The following is a 17160-nucleotide window of genomic DNA, read 5'->3' on the forward strand; positions in this document are numbered from 1 at the left end:
CATGAAAGCCGTAATTTTAGCGGCAGGCCGCGGGAAACGAATGAAACCGTTGACCCTCAAAGTCCCAAAGCCTCTTATAAGAGTGGCGGGCAAAACTTTTCTGGAGCATATTTTGGATGTTTTGCCTTCGGAAGTTGACGAAGTTATTATTGTCATCGGTTATTTGGGAGAAAAAATAAAGAGATTTTTGGGAGATCAATATGGCAATAAAAAAATTAAATACGTTGTCAATAAAAATATACCTCTTGGGAACGCTCATTCGCTTATTTTGACCAAGCCGCATTTTAAGTCCAAAGAAAGATTTATGCTGATTTATGCCGATGAATTGATTGCCAAAGAAACTGCGCGAAAATGCCTCAGGTATCCTTTTAGCTGGATTGTTAGGCGTTTCGATAAGCCGGAAATATCGGCGGTTGCCGAGTTATCCGCGGACAAAAGGATTTTTCGCGTAACCGAGAAACCAAGGCGGCCGAAATCAAATATTGTTGTTGCGGGGGCAATGGTTATTAACGCCGATATTTTTAAATGCCGGCCCACAAAACATAGAAACGGAGAATATTATGTTACGTCTATGATGAGTAAATTTATAAAAAATAATCGAGTTACGGGCGTTTTCGTAAAAGACAATTTATCATTTTCAACCCCATTGGATGTTAAAAATTACAGATAAAAGCATATCCGTATTTATTCCCGTATATAATGAGCGGGATAGTATCGGGAGAATTGTCTCGGAAATCGACGAATATTTAAAAAGCCGGTTTACGGATTATGAAATATTGCTTATTACCAGCGAAGCAAGCACCGACGGCACAAATGAAGCGGCGCGCGGTCTTGAGTCCAGGATATCCGCTTTGAGAACGGTCAGCCGCGGGTCTGATTTCAGTTACGGAGGCGCCTTAAGAACCGGTTTTAAAAATTCTGTTAAAGAGCTGATTTTTTTTACTGACGGCGACAGGCAATTTGATATTTCCGAGATGGATAAGTTTCTGCCGCTCATTCATAGACACGATATTGTTACCGGCTACAAAATTAAGCGCAATGACCCTCTTATGCGCGTCTGGATGTCGTGGATATATAATATTACGATGCGATTATTATTCGGTTTAAAATTAAAAGACGTTAATTGCGCTTTTAAGCTTTATAAAAGAGAGGTGATAGAAAAAGTCGATTTTTTACCCGATTTAACGCAGGGCGTTGTTAACGCCGAGATTTATTTGTCCGCCATTAAGAACGGTTATTCCATAGGAGAAGTCGGCGTGAATCACTTTCATCGCATGACTGGTTTTGCCGACTCTGAAATCGGCAGACGCGGAAAAATTATTGCTTTTGTGCGGCCGCGGGTTATTTCCGGATTTTTAAAGGACACATATAAACTTTTTAAAAAAACATATTTTCATGGCTGGCAAAAATAAATTTTTGGTAACGGGCGGCGCCGGGTTTATCGGTTCAAACCTGGTTAAGCTTCTCTGTGATAAAGGTTATAATGTTTTTGTTTTAGATGACCTGTCTTCCGGTTTTAGAAAACTTGTGGATAAACGGGCAAAATTTTACAAGGGTTCTATTTCCAACAGGCATCTTTTGAGGCGCATTCTTTCGAGAACAGATGTTGTTTTTCATTTGGCGGCTCTCTCCACCATTACCTATTCTATGACCAATCCGAGAATATATTTTGAAAACAATTTTATGAAAGGAATAATCCTGCTTGAAGAAATGCGTCGGGCCGGAATTAAAAAGATGGTATATGCTTCCAGCGCCGCTTCTTATGACGGAACAAAAAAGACTCCGATTAAGGAAACAGATCCCATAGGGCCGATAAATCCTTACGGCGCTTCAAAACTTGCGTATGAACACGCAATGAGCGCCTATTATCATTCTTTTGGCATAGAAGGAGTTGCTTTGCGATTTTTTAATGTATATGGGCCGAATGATGACCAGTCAAATACCACGCGCGCCATACCGACGTGGCTTAAAGCGGCGCTTAAAGGCAAACAGGCGAACTACTATTGGAAGGGAAGGCAAAAAAGAGATTATGTTTTTGTGGAGGATTTGGCCGAGGCCAATTTGCTTGCCGCAAAAAGAGCTAAAGGCTTTAAGGTTTATAATGTAGGAAGCGGAAAAGGCTATTGGATGATAAACATAATTAAAAAAATTGAGCATTTGTTGGGAGAAAAACTTAAATTGAATGATTGCGGCCAGAGGGCCGGCGACCCAAAATTAGCCATAGCCGACATTCTTAAAATAAAAAGGGAATTGGGATGGAGGCCGCGAGTCAGTCTTGAAGACGGCCTTCAAAAGACCATTGATTATTACAGGAAGAAGCCTTCTCGCATATGAAAACTTTAGTTACGGGCGGCGCGGGCTTCATCGGTTCTAATTTGGTAAAGCATTTATGCGATGAGAGGCATAAGGTGGTTGTTATTGATGATTTTTCATCAAGCGGCGGAAGGATTTTTAAGGAACCGCGGGCGAAAATTTTTCGCGGTTCGTTCGGCGATGAAAAACTTTTACGAAAATTATTAAAAGGGCAAGATGTTGTTTTTCATCTTGCCGCAACCGGAATAATAAAAAAGTCTCTGGAAAATCCGCTGTCTTATTTTAAAAATAATTTTTTGAACGGCGTAAAACTTTTAGATGCCATGCGTTCGGCCGGCGTTAAAAAAATAATTTATTCGTCTTCATCCGGAGCTTACGGCGAACCCAAAAAAATTCCGATTTGCGAGGACGATATTAAAGAGCCGGTTAACCCTTACGGCGCCTCAAAACTCGCTTACGAACATGTTTTAAGTTCGTATTGGCACGCTTTCGGCATAGAAAGCGTTTCATTGAGATATTTTAATGTATATGGGCCCGGAGACGAACAGCGGCCGGTAACCAGGGCGGTTCCCATGTGGATTAAGGCGGTTTTAAAAAATGAGGAGGTGCCGATTTATTGGGGCGGAAAACAGATTAAGGATTATATTTATGTCAGCGATGTGGTGAGCGCGAATATGCTTGCGGCTAAACGAGGCAGAGGATGCGCGGTTTACAATGTCGGGAGCGGGAAGGGTATAAAAATGATTGACGTCGCGCGAGCAGTTGAAAAAGCCTCCGGCCTCAAGCTTAAAATAATAGACGGCGGAAATAGAGCCGGGGACCCGAGCGTTCTTATTGCTGACACAAACAAAATCGAAAAAGAGCTGGGGTGGAAGCCGAAAGTGGGTCTTGAAGACGGACTTAGATTTGCGATTGAGTATTACAAGAAAAATTGATTTTTATATTTTTTTATGCTTTAATTATAAGGGATTAAAGCGCAAAAGCGTTTTTTGAAAATAACTGCCGGAGGAGGATTGGTTATGCGGGGGCCGAAGGTTCTTTTAGTTTATCCGCCAAATCAGTTGATGGCGGTTGAAATTCCGCGACCGGACGGTTCTCTCGGTCCTTTATACCTTGCGGGCGCTTTGGAAGGAGCCGGCGTTGAAACCGATATTCTAGACGCATCCGTAGGTCCCGAAGAAGATGATTTGCGGGACACATTTTACCGTATGGTGGAATTGCCCAGCGGATTGGTAAGGATCGGAATGACTTACGAACGGCTGAGAGAATTTATAGCGGATGGCGAATATGACATCGTGGGCATTAATTCAAATTTTACGCCGCAGACCAGGATGGCTCTTGAGGTTGCCCGCGCCGCTAAAAGCGCTGACAAGGATATTTTGGTTATTGTTGGAGGAGTTAACGCCCGCAGTTTGGTTTCGCGATTTATAAAAAGTGACGACGTGGATGTCATTTGCCTTACCGAGGGTGAGAGAATTATCGTGAATCTGGTTGAAGCGCACAGGCACGGCCGTGATTTCGGCGAAATTTCGGGGGTCCTTTATAAAAGAAACGGCCGGGTTGTTTCTAATCCGGTTTGCGCCGCTAATGACATCCATACCAATCTGGACAGGCTTCCTTTTCCTTTATGGCATAAGCTTCCGTTTGGGCATTATGACCGCATAGCTTCTCCGCACGGTTCAATGCTTTTCAAAGACCAGCGTTACGCCCCGATAATGACTTCGCGGGGATGCCCGTTTCGCTGTTCTTATTGCCATATTTCCAAAGAAAAAGAAGATCACGAGGGTTCGGGAGGCATAGGAGAATTCAGAGTCAAATCTGTTGAACGTGTTATGGCGGAACTGGAGATATTAAAAGGGCTGGGCGTCAGAAAGATTTACATAGAAGATGACAGTTTGCTTGCCAAAAAACCGCGCGTAAAAGAGATTTTTGCCCGCATTCGTTCAATGGAATTCAAGATAGCTGATGTGAATGGCGTTAATCTGGTTCATTTTCAAAAACGCGGTTCTGGGGGAAAACTGGAAATAGATATGGAATATCTGGAGCTGCTTAAAGAGGGCGGTTTTGACCAGATTGTGTTTCCGGTTGAATCCGGCTCTCAGCGCGTTTTAGACAAGTATGCCACTGCTAAATTAAATCTGGAAACGCTGGACGTGATTGAGCTTGTTCGCGTTGCCTCCGGCGTAGGCATTGTCTGCCCGATAAATATGATGATTGGTTTTCCGGACGAAACAGAAAAAGAAATAATGCAATCGATTGAGCTGGCAAAACGTTTGGTTGAAGCCGGCGCTTATTATTGCACCTTTTTTATTCCCATTCCTTTCCCGGGAAGCGCTTTGTATGATACTGCCATTCGTGACGGATATTTGGAGCCAAATTTTGACACCGATATTATGAATTGGAAGAATCCTGTTATGAAAAATACCGTCGTTCCGCCCGAGCGTTTGACGGAATTGCGAGACTGGGCGTGGCGCGAGGTAAATACCGCTGAATACGTCAGCACCCGCTTAAAAGCGGAAATTGGTTCTCGTTGGAATTCAGAGGATAATTAAACATATAGCTCTCGATATCAGTCGGGGGCTTTTAATTTGCGTTATTTTTTGGGATTGATTATGCTTATTTTGGTTTAGTATCTTCAAAATCAAACTAGGAGCGAAAATGAGCGCGCCCATGATTTTCAGCCGAACGCCGTTTCGGATTTCTTTGGGTGGAGGTTCAACAGACTTACCTTCCTATTCGCGAAAATTCGGCGGTTTTATTTTCGGATTTGCCATACAAATGTATATGGATATTTTTGTCCGTAAGCCGGTTATTTATGATCGCGTTGATTTGCAGTATTTGGAATTTGAATCGGAGGAATCTCCGGAGAAATTGCGTCATCCAATTGCCAGAACGGCTCTAAATATGATTGGTATCAAACGAGCAGTCAGCATCTATTTTAAATCCGACACTCCTATGGGCACCGGCCTCGGGTCTTCGGGGGCTTGCGCGGTTGGACTTCTAAACGCGCTTTATAAATATACGGGCATTGAAAAATCGCAGCATGATTTGGCTGAAGATGCGTTCACGATAACCCAAGATCTGGGATTGCCGGACGGAAAGCAGGACCCGTATCTTACGGCTCTCGGAGGATTTATTGCCATTGAAATAGATCAGAATGATAAGGCCAGATTTTGGCGTCCGGAAATTACGGAGCCAACTGTCAATCTTTTTTTGGCAAACACCCTTTTCTTTTACAGCGGGATTAAGCGCGAAAGCACGGATATTCTGCGCTCTCAGGAACATGGAAATGCTTTGGCGTTGAAGCATAAAACCAAAGAAATCGGCCGACAAATTCTGCGGGCTTTCACGGCGGGAAATTTGGAGGATTTTGGCCGTCTGATGCACGAACACTGGATATTGAAAAAAGAAATGTCTGACAAAATAACTTCTCCTGAACTTGATGATGTTTACGGCCTCGCGATTAAAAATGGCGCGTTGGGCGGCAAACTTATAGGCGCGGGAGGCGGGGGATATTTTCTTTTTTATTGTCCGGATGAAGGAAAAAAGCAAGAAGTAAGTTATGCGATGCGAACCGTCGGTTTTCGCGAAATTCCGATTGCAGTAGACAAAAAAGGAACTCGCGTGCAAAAAATTGATTTTTAGACCCCCGATTTTAGGGGGTTTTTTATAACACGAAAATTTTTATATAACAAGTTTTTTTTAAATTAGTCCGCGCTAAACTAATCGGTAGAAGACCGGACCGGATCACGGAGGTGTTTGGTGAGAACAAGTGAAGAATATGTCTCGTCGTATCTTGAAAGCGTAAAACACACGGCCGAAAAACTTCTTGAAGCCTGTAGAGGAGAAATCGTTTTAATGATTGTTGCCTTGTTTGAAGCGTGGAAAAATGACGTGCCGGTCTTTATTATGGGCAATGGCGGGTCAGCTTCAAGCGCGACTCATTTTGCCGCCGATCTTTCAAAAACTATTGCCGATAAGCCCGGCTATAGAGGCCTGAAAGCCATAACGCCTTGGGATAATATACCGCTCATTAGCGCCATCGTTAACGATCGTCCGAAAGAGGACCTTTTCACGGCCTGGCTTGACACGCACTATGTTAAAGGCGGAGTCGGCGTTGGCATAAGCGTTCATGGCGGAAGCGGAAGCGATAAGGGCGGAAAATGGTCGCAAAACCTTCTCAAGGGTTTGCAGTATATTAAAGATCGCGGTGGGATTACGCTCGGATTTTCCGGATTTGACGGCGGACCGATGAAGGACTTGGTTGATGTCTGCGTTGTCGTGCCTGAAGATTCAACACCGCTCGTTGAATCGTTTCATGTTGTCTTGCAGCATTTAATTGTTTTTCGGATGAGGGACTTGATTCAGGCGGGGAGATGAAGTAATGAAAGGTCGTAAGGCGGTTTTTATTGACCGCGACGGCGTAGTTAATAAGCTGGTGCAAAGGCCCGGTTTTGATTTACCGACAGCCCCGTTTGCTTTTGAAGAATTGCGTATTTTTAACGGCGTCAAAGAAGCTTTGCTGGTTTTAAAACGCATCGGTGTTTTAAGGATTCTTGTAACTAATCAGCCGGATGTCGTATACGGATATTTATCTTACGAAGAGTGGAAAAAAATTCAGGATGAGATTGAAAAACTGGGATTTGATGATGTGTTTATTTGTCCGCACGGGCGGGACGATGGCTGCGAATGTAAAAAACCAAAACCCGGAATGCTGCTTGCGGCACAAAAGAAATGGAACATTGATCTTGGCCGATCTTTCATGATTGGCGATACACAAACAGATATGATGGCGGCTAAAACCGCAGGTTGCCGGACGATTCTCGTGAAGGATCGTTATAACAGCGGGGTAATGAGCGATTTTCGCGCGGGAAGCTTGCTGGAAGCAGCCCGACTGATCGCGCGCCTTATAACGGAAGGAGGGGCAACATGAAACTCTTTGTGGATAGCGCCAATTTGAAAGATATCGCGGAAGCTTTGAAGCGCGGTTTTGTGCGCGGAATTACGACCAATCCGTCTCTTTTGGCCAAAGAGCCGAAGTCAGCGTTTGAAGAGCACATTGAAAAAATCGTCGCGTTGATTCTGTATTATCAGCCGGGCATCCACTTGAGCGTTGAGGTGTTTTCAAGAGAGCCCAATGAAATACTGAGGCAGTCCGTAGAATTTCGAAGGATATTTGAGTACCCCGATCTGAGCATTAAAATACAGATTGGCTTGGATGAACTTGAGATTATAAATTTGTTGAAAAAGGAAGGTTTTTCAGTAAATTGTACCTGCTTAATGACAGTTAATCAGGCAGTTATGGCTGCCGCGGCTGGTGCCAGATATGTCAGTCTGTTTGTCGGGCGTATCCGCGACGGCGGTATTGACATCGGCGGCAAGTTTGAAAAAGAGTTAAAAGACGGCTTTGAAAAAAAGACATTTACAGAAAAAGATTTTGACCCGTTTACGGTCATTAAAGAGACCCGGATGCTTTTGGATAAATCTTATCCTGATGTTGAAATTATCGCCGGAAGCATGCGTTCATGCAATGACATCAAGATGTCCGGACTGGCCGGCGCGCATATTGTGACTGTTCCTCCTAAGTATTTCGCGGATATGGCGGCGCATTTTAAAACTAATGAAGTGGTTGCTCAATTCTTGAAAGATTTTGAAGATTGGATTAAGTAATCCCGCGGGACGCGAGTCGCGCGGGATTTTATTTTTTACCGCTTTTATGTTAAACTTTTTTAAGTATGGAAAAAAAATCCTCAAGCGAATCTGACGGACTCGTTTTCGCAATAAAAAAAATAGTTAAAAAATACCCAAAACTTTTTTTTATCCTCAATCATACGCTTGGCATTTTTGTCGGGAAATCGGCCGGTCAAAGCATAAGACACCTTGCCAAAGGATCGGTTATTCTTAATTTGGGCTCGGGTTCGGCAATAATAAGGGAAGATGTCATCAATGTTGATATTGAACGGCATCCCGGAGTAAAAGTTGTGGCAGACGCGGCTAAGTTGCCTTTTAAAAACGATTCGGTTGACGCGATTATTGCCGAATCGCTTTTGGAGCATATTCTTGATCCGGGGGCGGTTGTAAAAGAAATACACAGGGTTTTAAAAATCGGCGGGATAGTCTACATAACAACTCCGTTCATAATAGGTTTTCATTCCTCGCCCAATGATTATTACAGGTGGACTGATTCGGGCTTACGCGAATTGTTAAAAAATTTTGAAGAAAAAGAATTGGGAATTATGGTGGGGCCGACCAACGCCATGACCTATATTTTAAGAGAGTGGCTGGCCCTGGTTTTGTCTTTTAATATAAATTTTTTGCGCCAGATTTTCGTAATGTTTTTTATGGTCCTTTTCGCCCCGCTTAATTTTCTGGACTATATTTTCGCGCGATTTAAAGGCGCCAAAAACATCGCGCACGCTTTTTACTTTATGGGGATAAAAAAATAATAATTTTAATAAACATGCTGTTTTATAAGCTTAAAAGGCGGGCAATTTCTCTTTTAAGAGCCGTTAAGTTAATGCGGCCGGTTAACAGTTTAAATAACTTTCGTTTTCGCTTATTAAAATTGTGTTGTTTTTTAACCGGGGCGAATGCGTTGGAAAGCGTTTACAACGACGGATATTTTAATGTCGCTAATTGGGAATATGCGCTAGGGATTTCCCCGAAGATTTTTGCCGAAACCATCGTGAACTTATATGGAGTAAGAAGCGTCGCGGATATCGGCTGCGGGCCCGGTTTTTACTCTAGAGAATTTGGGAAATTGGGCGTTGATTATTTTGGAGCGGATGGGAGCCCCGCGGCATTGAGGAATTTGATTATTGACAAGAGAAATTTCATTCTGCGGGACTTAACGGAAAAATTTAATCTGTCCAGAAAATACGATTGCGCGATTTGTTTAGAGGTTGCCGAACATATTCCGGCCGATAAATCAGAAATCTTGGTTGAGAACTTGTCAAAAATTAGTGATTTGATATTTTTTACGGCGGCTCGGCCTGGACAGGGGGGACACGACCACATTAACGAGCAGAGTCCGCAATTTTGGGTCAATATTTTTAATAATTTTGATTTTGAGTTTCAATTGGACGACACAAACCGAATAAAAAAAATTTTAGCCGACAACAATGTTGTTTTTTGGATTAAGGATAATCTGCTTGTATTTAGGCGCCGTAAATGAAATATTTTATTCATTATTTTCAAAAAATTGTGGACGGCCATAAACTGGCTTTGATTTCGGCGTTCGCGGTTGGCGTTTTGTATATCGCGCCGCATATAATTTTTGTCATTTCGCTCGGAAATGAGTATCAAGGCATTCCTAATTTTCAAACTCCGAATGAGATTTCGTATTTAGCCCGCGTTCGGGAAATTTTGGACGGCCACCGGCTTGTAGGCTCCCCCTTCTTTTTTGAATACAAGGACCAATTTCCTTTGGCCCCGCCGACGGGCGAATATTTTTACGCCGTTCCGGCGTATTTGCTCGGAGTTTCGGCTGAAAATATTTTGGTCACGAGTAAATTCGTTTTGCCGGCCACTCTTTTCTTTCTAATTTATGCCTTGGTGTATAAACTTGTCTCGGATGGAAAGGGCGCTGTGCCGCGTAAAATAACGGCCGTTGCGGGAGCTTTGCTTATAACGCTTGGTTACGACTTAATTGATTTCAGAACGGTCTTAAATTTTGTTTCCGGAGAAAGTTCGCCGGGAGGATTCTTGCTTTGGTCGCGGCCTGTCAATCCGATTCTCGGCGCGATTTTTTTATTTTCTTTCCTGCTGTTTGTTCGGGCCGTGATAAATTCCGCCAGAAAGACGGACGGTTTTACAAGATATAAATTTGCCATAACCGGTGCCTCACTTTTTTTGGCCTTAATGATTTCAAGCTATTTTTTCAGCTGGGGAATTGCCGCATCGGTCTTATTTACGCTAATTTTACTTTATTTCTTCAGAGGAGAATATAAACTCGTTAAAAGATTATCTTTCATTTTTCTTTTTGGGGCTTTATTTTCCGCGCCTTACTGGATAAACGCGCGGCTGGCTAGTAAAAGCGAGTGGTATTCGTCAAGCGTTTTGCGAAGCGGTATTTTTTATACGCATTACCCGCTTTTAAATAAGCTGATGATAGCGGCGCTTATTTTTTACGTTTTAGCCGTTGGCTTTGATTTTTTTAGGGCAAGAAGAAAGAGGATTCCATACACCTTTGAGGATTGGCATTTGTTTTTGCTGTCTTTTATACTCGGTTCTTTGTGGGCGTATAGCCAGCAAATTATTACGGGGCAGACCGTCTGGCCGTACCATTTTGTTCAGTACTCAATTCCTTTGGCAATGGTCGCGGGCCTTGTGATTCTGCACAATGTTTTTAAAAAAATGTCTTTTCATTTATGGCTGGTCGGAATTTTATTTATGGTAAGCGCCTCTCTTTTTTACGGGCTTTATGTTCAGGCGGTTGCTTATCAATCATTGTATGAATATCAGGTTGACAGACAATCATACCGCCCTCTTTTTGATTGGCTTAATAGCCGGGATAAAGATTGTGTAGTCTTAATTGATGAAACTTCCCCGTCAGGCTACGAATTAAATGAAGCCATTCCGGCGTTTACTCATTGCAATCGTTACGCTTCATCTGAAATGTTTTCCGTTATGCCGTATGAAAGAGGCCTGCGCGGCTATTTGACGCTCTTACGGCTTAAAAGCGTGACTTCGGACGGCATTGATAAGTATCTTGCGGAAAACAGGAGAAGAGCGACCGGTTATCTCTATTCAAATTGGCAGGGGCTTTTTAATGTCCAGGATTTTCCTGATTTTTCGGATGAACTTTTAGAGGAACGTTTAATGAAGTTTCCGGAAGAATACCGGCTTTTTTTGAAAAAAGATTTTACGGGCGAACTTAAAAAATATCGCCTGGATTACATAGTTTCCGTCGGGTTTCTTCCCGATGATATTATTGACGAATTGCCCGGCTTGATGTTAAAATTTAACGAAAATAATTTATTTGTTTATTCGTTTAGTCAATAGTTATGGCTTGTTTTATATGCGGAAGAGAAAACATTATTCCAATTCTTGATTTGGGCTTACATCCGCCAAGCGATGCTTTTTTGCGGAAAGACGACTTATCAAAACCGGAAGCGGCGTATCCTCTTGAATTTTGTTTTTGCCGGAACTGCAAGCTCGCGCAGTTAAATTATGTCGTGGACCCCGAAAAACTTTTCAGAGACTATGTTTACAACACCGCGACAAATAACGCGCTTAAAGCAAATTTTAAAAATCTGGTTGACTTGGTTGTGTCCAAATTCGGACTAAAAGAAGGAGACTTCGCGCTTGATATCGGCTCAAATGACGGCACTCTTTTGTCTTATTATTTGCCTTACGGAATTAAAATTTTAGGCGTTGACCCTTCTAGCGCCACTGATTTAGCTTTAGCGCAAAATATTCCCACGATAGTAGATTTTTTTTCTCATGATTTATCAAAAAAAATAGCGGTCGAGCGGGGGCATGCAAAAATAATAACCGCGACAAATGTTTTCGCGCATGTGGCTGACATTCATGATTTTATGTCTGGCACAAAAGAATTGATGGCTCCTGCGGGAGTTTTTGTGTCGGAAAACGGCTACTTGTTGGATTTAATTGAAAAACTGCAGTATGACTCAATTTATCACGAGCATTTAAGGTATTATTCAATAAAACCGCTCGCGATTTTATTCGATGAGTTCGGAATGGAAATTTTTGATGTTGAGCGCATATCAAGCCACGGCGGCTCAATTCGGGTGTTTGCCGCGCGCAAAGGAGATTACGAAATACAGCCGAGCGTTAAACAGTTAATGGATTTGGAAGAAAGCGCCGGTCTTTACAAAGAGTCAACTTTTATTGATTTTGCCGATAAAGTCCGTCAAAATAAATTTGAAATCCAAAAATTTATAACCGAACAAAAATCCGCTGGCAAAAAAATAGCGGGTATTGGCGCGCCGGCCAAAGGCAACACCCTGCTTAATTATTGCCGTTTGGGGCCGGACATTATTGACCACCTCGCTGAGAAAAGTGAGCTTAAAATCGGACTTTTCTCTCCCGGCATGCATATACCGGTTGTAGATGAAACTCGGCTGTTTTCGGAACAGCCCGATTTCGCCCTGCTTTTATCGTGGAATCTGGCCGACGAACTTATTCCCAAAATCCGCGCCAAAGGATATAAGGGAAAATTCATTATTCCTAATCCAGAGGTAATCATTGTTTAAACATGGATATTCCTTTATTCGGAATGGGAACTTGGGGGATGGGTGGAAAATTTGAAAAAGACCCTTCTAATTTTGACGAGTCAATTAAAATTTTGCGCTCTGGACTTGATATGGGCATAAAACTAATTGATGTCGCCGAGATTTACGGCCAGGGCTTGACCGAAGAAATAGTCGGAGAAGCTATATCCGGTTATGACCGCAAAGATATTTTTATAATAAGCAAGGTCTGGAAAACCAATTTGCGCTACGGCGATGTTTTAAAAGCCATGCAAGGCAGTTTAAAGAGGCTTAAAACCGATTATATTGATTTATATTTGGTACATTGGCCGAACGATGAAATTCCGCTTTCAGAAACTATGCGCGCTATGGAGCATCTGGCGGATGAAGGCCTTGCCCGCAATATAGGCGTCAGCAATTTTTCAGTTGAATTATTAAAAGAAGCTCAAAGTCATCTCAATCATTCTAAAATAGCCGCTAATCAAATTGAATATAGTTTTGTTGAGCGCTCGGCAGAAAAAGATATTATTCCGTATTGCCGCGCAAACGGCCTAAAAGTTATTGCTTATCGGCCTTTAGCCCGCGGCATACTTGCCGAAAGCCAAAATAAAAAACTTGCGGAGCTTGCCGAGAAATACGATAAGACGCCGGCACAAGTAGCTTTAAATTGGATTATTTCTCAAGACATCGCTGTTATACCAAAAGCGGGCAGCATTGCCCATCTTCAAGAAAATTTGGGAGCATTGGGATGGAAATTGGACGAAAACGACCTTATTGCTTTATAAATTAAATCATTTTATGATAATTGGGTCTTAATTTTATGGCGAAAAAAGCTTTAATTACCGGAATTACCGGGCAAGACGGCTCATATCTAGCTGAATTTTTACTTGAAAAAGGATATGAAGTTTACGGTATACAGAGGCGCGCAAGTTCGCCGAATACCGACCGTATAGACCATCTGTATAACGACTCCGAAAGTCCGCGTTTTTTTATGATGTACGGCGATATGACGGACGGTTTGAATTTAGCGCGGATTATCAGCAAAGTACGTCCTGATGAAATATATAATTTAGCCGGACAGAGTCATGTCGGAATAAGTTTTGAAAAATCGGAATATACCCACAATGTCAATGCTTTGGGTCCTCTTCGCATATTGGAAACCGTCCGTAATCTGAATCTGCCGGTAAGATTTTATCAGGCCTCATCTTCCGAAATGTTCGGCAAGGCCTTAGAAACTCCTCAAAACGAAAAAACCCCGTTTAATCCGCAATCGCCTTACGGGCTTTCCAAACTTTTCGCTTTTTATACCACCAAGATTTTCAGGGATGGTTACGGAATTTTTGCTTCAAACGGAATTCTTTTTAATCATGAATCACCAAGGCGGGGTTTAAACTTTGTTACGCGAAAAATTACGCTGGGGTTATCCAGGGTGAAATTGGGCGCTCAAAAAGTTTTGAGGCTCGGCAATATGGACGCTAAAAGAGACTGGGGGTATTCAAAAGACTATGTTGAATTGATTTGGAAAATACTTCAGCACGATAAACCCGACGACTTTGTAATAGCCACGGGAGAAACACATACTGTTCGCGAGTTTGCCGAAGAAGCCGCGAAAGTTCTCGGTATGGAAATAGAGTGGAGAGGATCGGGCATTGATGAAAAGGGCATTGACCGGAAAACCGGCAAAACCGTTATTGAAATTGACGCGGTTCATTTTAGGCCGACTGAAGTTGATGTTTTGCAGGGAGATTCAACCAAAGCTAAAAATATTTTAGACTGGAAACCAAAGACCGATTTTAAGAATTTGGTCCGACTGATGGTTGAGCATGATTTTGAACATGCTAAACGCGAGGTGGAGTCCGGTCGCCCTATCGTCACTCAAAGAAAATTCAATCTAAATTGATGGCGATTAAAAAATTCATTGATGGCAAAAATATTTTAATCGGCCTTCTTTCTTCCGCGATTGAAGGAGGCATAAATCCGGTTACCGAACCGGAGGAGGCGCTGCAGGTTTTAGGGGTAAAACATTCTAAAGGAGCGGAAGTGGCCGCGCATCGCTATGCTCCCAGACGCCGGGTCACGACCGCGCTTCAAAAATGCCTGGTTGTCAGGGACGGCAAGGTGCGCGCAACGCTTTACGGAACCGATGACCGACCGTTTAAAGAAATCACGCTTAAAAGCGGGGATATTTTCGTTCTTCTCCGCGGGGGATACCATCTTAAATTTTTAAGCGATACTGATATGATTGAGATTAAAAACGGTCCGCATTACGACGATAAAATTTTATTGTAAATGCGATTTATTTTAATTACATCCAAGTTGAATTTTGAGACTGCCGGCGGAGCAGTTCTTGATTTACACTGGAAGGCTAAGCGCTTGGTTGAGCTGGGGCACGATGTGACGGTTATTACTGCTTTTTCGCGCGCCAATCTGGCCGTGCCGGAGCTTGCGTATAAATTGCGTGAAGAAAATATCGCGCCCTTCGGCGATTTATTAAGCATTCAGCGCGGTGTATACCGGATTTTAAAAAAATACGAAAATGATGCTGACGCTTTTTACGTGGACGGGCATATTTTTTTGTACGGCGCCGGATTTTATCGTTTGCTTGGTGGAAAAACTCCGGTTGCCGCTTTTTTCAACATACGCCTTAATTCGTGGCGTCCGGCAACACAGAGCGCTTTAACCGTGAGCGCCAGACGGTCCTTGTGGCAGGTGTTCAGGTGGTGGATTGAACGCATAATCGGGGTTCAGGCGGCCAATAGAATAGACGCCTTCATTTTTAATACGCCTCATCTTGCCGCGCTTTATTATCGTTTTGGAATCGGTTCCGGAAAGGGGGTTATTATTGAAGATTTCATAGATACTCGCGCAATTTCGGAAAAATACCCTCGTTCGTCGGAGCAGTTTGAAAATAACAATAAGAAAATCATGATTTTTTGTTCCGGCCGGATGCTGCCCGAAAAAGGGTTTGATTTGGTTATCAGGGCGTTTTCTAAAGTTGCTGATAAAGACAAATACGAATTGATTGTCAGCGGTTCCGGGCCCGAAGAGGATAATTTGCGTCTTTTGGCACAGGCGCTTGGGCTTGAATCACGAATTAAATTTCCCGGATGGGTTTCGCGCGGCGATTTACTGGATTTTTTTGCCAGAGCCGACATATTTGTTTTTCCGCGATGGTGGCTTGAATATGGTTCGGCAATTTTAACCGAAGCGATGGCGTTCGGTCTTTCAAGTATCATTCCTGGCGGAGGGGCGTTGGAGTGGTTGGTTTCTGGCGGCGCCCTGACTTTTAAAGATGGCGATATTGACGATATGGCGCGTCAAATCGAGCGTTTGGGCAAGGATGCACAGCTACGTCGAGCAATTTCCGAAAAAGCCATTATCCGCGCGCGCGAACTTTCGTATCAAAATTTAGGCGATAGACTCGCGGGAATCCTTGAATCAATAACTAAATAGTAAGAGCATCCTTGTATGGTTTTCACTTAATAACTTCCTGACGGATGATGTTTTCGGCTTTGGTCAGCATCTGCCTTTTCGTACGGCCTTCACAAAAGCCATGGAGATTCTAGAGGTTCGCGATCAGCTCTAAATTCAAAAATGAACAAGTTGAACATGAGTTGGTCGTGCCCGCAAAACAAAAGCCATCAGTTATGCTGATGGCTTTTTACTCCCGATGTTACAGAGGCTTCCATTCATTGTAGAAACCGCCGAGGCATCGCTTGATATCTTCCTCAACCGTGTTCGGGACGCCGTGGGCTTCGGACACTTCCTCTCCGAAAAGCCGAATGCAGTCAAGGAAGTTCTGGAACCTTTTCGTGTGGCGCCGGACGAGCTCGCGCAGGAGCGGAAATATCGGATACCACTCAAGGACTCTGTAGAAATTCTCGTAGATGGTTTGGTATCCTTTTTCTCCTTCTGCCGTGGGGCCGTATCCGAACGGTTTTTCCGCGTGATACATCGGCATTTTCGTCCCCAAGAACATGAAGCCGGAGACGACTCCCAGAAAGCCAATCCTGTCCCACTTGTCGGCTAGTCGGAGAGCTTGCAGTAGCGGAGAATCATTCTCTCCGTCCTTGAACTTGCTGTGTTCAAGAATGGCGCTGACAACGGCTTTCTTTGAGGATTCGGAGAATTCGCTCCCTGCGAGAAATCCGTTCAATACGACAGCCAGGGTTTCTTTGCTGATTTTGATAGCTCGGTCCAGGCTGTGCAGCCAAACTGCGGCTTTGAATTCATCTTCATCCACGCCGGGAATGAGAGAGCTTATTTCCGGGAACATCTTTAGCATCCGCTGGCAATGATCAGGTTCATGGCCTCCCAGGTTCGCGTAGAGCGGTGAAATCATTTCCCGCAGTTTTTTCAAAAATGACTGCCCCATCTGATTTTCTCCTTTGCTTGGGGTTTCGGAATGGGGTTTTTGTCTGACAGAAAAGTAGCATAGGGCCCAGTGTGTTGTCAATACTTGGCGTATGGCCCGGTAAATCCTCGGGCCATTTTTATAATATTAAAAGGGCTTATTAAGGCCTAATTTTGAGGCAAGTAAATCTACGAAAGAAGAAACCTCTTTTTCTTTTCCCTCCATATTTGCTCCGCCCTCTATATCCCAAATTTTTATCAGGTCCATATCCGCGCTCTC

The 17160-nt window shown here is 43.3% G+C and carries 18 protein-coding genes; 17 read left to right on the forward strand and 1 reads right to left on the reverse strand.

Annotated features, from left to right (window positions below):
• The first annotated feature begins 40 nt into the window (after positions 1-40).
• The 17 genes from HYY55_04575 (at position 41) to HYY55_04655 (ending at position 15980) form a co-directional block, all read left to right on the forward strand.
• The gene (locus tag HYY55_04575) at positions 41-670 is read left to right on the forward strand and encodes a nucleotidyltransferase family protein (protein QQG46201.1); all 630 of its coding nucleotides are present in this window, start codon (positions 41-43) and stop codon (positions 668-670) included.
• Entirely contained in the window at positions 651-1412 is a 762-nt protein-coding gene (locus tag HYY55_04580) for a glycosyltransferase family 2 protein (GenBank protein QQG46202.1), read from the forward strand. Before HYY55_04575 ends, HYY55_04580 begins: the two co-directional genes overlap by 20 nt.
• The gene (locus tag HYY55_04585; GenBank protein ID QQG46203.1) at positions 1396-2334 is read left to right on the forward strand and encodes an NAD-dependent epimerase/dehydratase family protein; all 939 of its coding nucleotides are present in this window, start codon (positions 1396-1398) and stop codon (positions 2332-2334) included. Before HYY55_04580 ends, HYY55_04585 begins: the two co-directional genes overlap by 17 nt.
• The gene (locus tag HYY55_04590; GenBank protein QQG46204.1) at positions 2331-3248 is read left to right on the forward strand and encodes a GDP-mannose 4,6-dehydratase; all 918 of its coding nucleotides are present in this window, start codon (positions 2331-2333) and stop codon (positions 3246-3248) included. Before HYY55_04585 ends, HYY55_04590 begins: the two co-directional genes overlap by 4 nt.
• 84 nt (positions 3249-3332) lie before the next feature.
• Positions 3333-4865, forward strand: a complete 1533-nt coding sequence (locus HYY55_04595) for a B12-binding domain-containing radical SAM protein (GenBank protein ID QQG46205.1) — start codon at positions 3333-3335, stop codon at positions 4863-4865.
• Positions 4866-4971: 106 nt separating this feature from the next.
• Positions 4972-5958, forward strand: coding sequence for a galactokinase (locus HYY55_04600; GenBank protein QQG46206.1), 987 nt, complete (start codon positions 4972-4974; stop codon positions 5956-5958).
• A gap of 117 nt (positions 5959-6075) precedes the next feature.
• Positions 6076-6693: an SIS domain-containing protein gene (locus HYY55_04605; protein ID QQG46207.1), complete on the forward strand. Its 618-nt coding sequence runs from the start codon at positions 6076-6078 to the stop codon at positions 6691-6693.
• 4 nt (positions 6694-6697) lie between these two features.
• Positions 6698-7246, forward strand: coding sequence for an HAD-IIIA family hydrolase (locus HYY55_04610; protein QQG46208.1), 549 nt, complete (start codon positions 6698-6700; stop codon positions 7244-7246).
• On the forward strand, positions 7243-7983 hold the full coding sequence (locus tag HYY55_04615; GenBank protein QQG46209.1) for a hypothetical protein: 741 nt from the start codon (positions 7243-7245) through the stop codon (positions 7981-7983). Before HYY55_04610 ends, HYY55_04615 begins: the two co-directional genes overlap by 4 nt.
• 65 nt (positions 7984-8048) lie before the next feature.
• Positions 8049-8759: a class I SAM-dependent methyltransferase gene (locus tag HYY55_04620; GenBank protein ID QQG46210.1), complete on the forward strand. Its 711-nt coding sequence runs from the start codon at positions 8049-8051 to the stop codon at positions 8757-8759.
• A 149-nt stretch (positions 8760-8908) separates the two neighbouring features.
• Positions 8909-9487: a methyltransferase domain-containing protein gene (locus HYY55_04625; GenBank protein ID QQG46211.1), complete on the forward strand. Its 579-nt coding sequence runs from the start codon at positions 8909-8911 to the stop codon at positions 9485-9487.
• Positions 9484-11316, forward strand: coding sequence for a hypothetical protein (locus tag HYY55_04630; GenBank protein ID QQG46212.1), 1833 nt, complete (start codon positions 9484-9486; stop codon positions 11314-11316). Before HYY55_04625 ends, HYY55_04630 begins: the two co-directional genes overlap by 4 nt.
• Positions 11317-11318: 2 nt before the next feature.
• Complete coding sequence (locus HYY55_04635; GenBank protein QQG46213.1) at positions 11319-12530, forward strand: class I SAM-dependent methyltransferase; 1212 nt, start codon at positions 11319-11321, stop codon at positions 12528-12530.
• Positions 12531-12532: 2 nt separating this feature from the next.
• On the forward strand, positions 12533-13312 hold the full coding sequence (locus HYY55_04640) for an aldo/keto reductase (GenBank protein QQG46214.1): 780 nt from the start codon (positions 12533-12535) through the stop codon (positions 13310-13312).
• 35 nt (positions 13313-13347) lie between these two features.
• Positions 13348-14427: a GDP-mannose 4,6-dehydratase gene (gene gmd / locus HYY55_04645; GenBank protein ID QQG46215.1), complete on the forward strand. Its 1080-nt coding sequence runs from the start codon at positions 13348-13350 to the stop codon at positions 14425-14427.
• A complete protein-coding gene (locus HYY55_04650) occupies positions 14427-14816 on the forward strand; it encodes a hypothetical protein (protein QQG46216.1) in 390 nt (129 codons plus the stop codon). Before gmd ends, HYY55_04650 begins: the two co-directional genes overlap by 1 nt.
• Entirely contained in the window at positions 14817-15980 is a 1164-nt protein-coding gene (locus HYY55_04655; GenBank protein QQG46217.1) for a glycosyltransferase family 4 protein, read from the forward strand.
• A 220-nt stretch (positions 15981-16200) separates the two neighbouring features.
• On the opposite strand, the gene HYY55_04660 is transcribed toward HYY55_04655, so the two are convergent.
• Complete coding sequence (locus HYY55_04660) at positions 16201-16902, reverse strand: hypothetical protein (protein ID QQG46218.1); 702 nt, start codon at positions 16900-16902, stop codon at positions 16201-16203.
• Positions 16903-17160 lie beyond the last annotated feature (258 nt).

The sequence above is a fragment of the Candidatus Niyogibacteria bacterium genome, assembly GCA_016432485.1.
Classification (GTDB): Bacteria; Patescibacteriota; Minisyncoccia; order HO2-45-28; family HO2-45-28; genus HO2-45-28.

What these genes read in the sequence shown, in the direction of transcription:
- HYY55_04630 (QQG46212.1), top strand. Translation starts at nt 9,484, where the DNA reads ATGAAATATTTTATTCATTATTTTCAAAAAATTGTGGACGGCCATAAA.
- HYY55_04585 (QQG46203.1), top strand. Translation starts at nt 1,396, where the DNA reads ATGGCTGGCAAAAATAAATTTTTGGTAACGGGCGGCGCCGGGTTTATC.
- HYY55_04650 (QQG46216.1), top strand. Translation starts at nt 14,427, where the DNA reads ATGGCGATTAAAAAATTCATTGATGGCAAAAATATTTTAATCGGCCTT.
- HYY55_04580 (QQG46202.1), top strand. Translation starts at nt 651, where the DNA reads ATGTTAAAAATTACAGATAAAAGCATATCCGTATTTATTCCCGTATAT.
- HYY55_04660 (QQG46218.1), bottom strand. Translation starts at nt 16,902, where the DNA reads ATGGGGCAGTCATTTTTGAAAAAACTGCGGGAAATGATTTCACCGCTC.
- HYY55_04610 (QQG46208.1), top strand. Translation starts at nt 6,698, where the DNA reads ATGAAAGGTCGTAAGGCGGTTTTTATTGACCGCGACGGCGTAGTTAAT.
- gmd (QQG46215.1), top strand. Translation starts at nt 13,348, where the DNA reads ATGGCGAAAAAAGCTTTAATTACCGGAATTACCGGGCAAGACGGCTCA.
- HYY55_04595 (QQG46205.1), top strand. Translation starts at nt 3,333, where the DNA reads ATGCGGGGGCCGAAGGTTCTTTTAGTTTATCCGCCAAATCAGTTGATG.
- HYY55_04655 (QQG46217.1), top strand. Translation starts at nt 14,817, where the DNA reads ATGCGATTTATTTTAATTACATCCAAGTTGAATTTTGAGACTGCCGGC.
- HYY55_04615 (QQG46209.1), top strand. Translation starts at nt 7,243, where the DNA reads ATGAAACTCTTTGTGGATAGCGCCAATTTGAAAGATATCGCGGAAGCT.
- HYY55_04590 (QQG46204.1), top strand. Translation starts at nt 2,331, where the DNA reads ATGAAAACTTTAGTTACGGGCGGCGCGGGCTTCATCGGTTCTAATTTG.
- HYY55_04620 (QQG46210.1), top strand. Translation starts at nt 8,049, where the DNA reads ATGGAAAAAAAATCCTCAAGCGAATCTGACGGACTCGTTTTCGCAATA.
- HYY55_04575 (QQG46201.1), top strand. Translation starts at nt 41, where the DNA reads ATGAAACCGTTGACCCTCAAAGTCCCAAAGCCTCTTATAAGAGTGGCG.
- HYY55_04600 (QQG46206.1), top strand. Translation starts at nt 4,972, where the DNA reads ATGAGCGCGCCCATGATTTTCAGCCGAACGCCGTTTCGGATTTCTTTG.
- HYY55_04635 (QQG46213.1), top strand. Translation starts at nt 11,319, where the DNA reads ATGGCTTGTTTTATATGCGGAAGAGAAAACATTATTCCAATTCTTGAT.
- HYY55_04640 (QQG46214.1), top strand. Translation starts at nt 12,533, where the DNA reads ATGGATATTCCTTTATTCGGAATGGGAACTTGGGGGATGGGTGGAAAA.